General features: G+C 76.2%; 1 protein-coding gene. It reads left to right on the forward strand.

The window, feature by feature from the left end:
- A partial coding sequence (locus Mterra_RS21570; RefSeq protein WP_245971724.1) for an FGGY-family carbohydrate kinase occupies positions 1–659 on the forward strand: 659 nt, incomplete at its 5' end.
- Positions 660–734 lie beyond the last annotated feature (75 nt).

Consider the following 734-nt stretch of genomic DNA (forward strand, 5'->3'; position numbering starts at 1 on the left):
GCCCCACCCCCGACCCCCACGGCCGCGTCCACCTCTTCTGCCACGCCGACGGCGGCTACCACCTGCTGGGCGTGACCCTGGCCGCCGCGGGCAGCCTCCAGTGGTACCGCGACCGTCTGGCCCCCGGCGTGCCCTTCGACGCGCTGATGCAGGAGGCCGCCGCCGTGCCCCCCGGGAGCGAGGGGCTGCTGTTTTTGCCCTACCTGGCGGGCGAGCGCAGCCCCCACCTCGACCCCGAGCTGCGCGGGGCCTGGCTGGGCCTGAGCCTGGCCCACGCCCGCGGCCACCTCACCCGCGCCCTGCTCGAGGGCGTGGCCTTCAGCCTGCGGGACGTGCTCGAGGTCATGAAGCCCCTCGCAGCCGCGGACCGGCTCCTGGCCATCGGCGGCGGGGCCCGCTCTGAGCTGTGGCTCTCCGTCCTCGCGGCCGTGCTCGAGGCCCCCTTAGCCCGCACCCCCGTCGAGGAAGGCCCGGCCCGGGGCGCTGCCCTGCTCGGCCTGGTGGGCGCCGGGGTATACGGCAGCGTGGGGGAGATGCTGGAGGCCACCGCGCCCGCGTCCGAGCCCCTCCCCGCCCGGCTAGAGCCGGCCTACGCCGCGGCGTACGAGCGTTTCAAGGCGGGGTTCCGGGCGGTGGCGGGGGTGGCTCGAGGGGGATGAGTGCCCGGCGCGGGGTGAGGGTCGTACGTCGTACGCAAGACGCCAAACGCAAGACGCAAGACGCGGGGCGCCTTG

Origin of the sequence: Calidithermus terrae (genome assembly GCF_003574345.1) — a bacterium.
GTDB lineage: Bacteria > Deinococcota > Deinococci > Deinococcales > Thermaceae > Calidithermus > Calidithermus chliarophilus.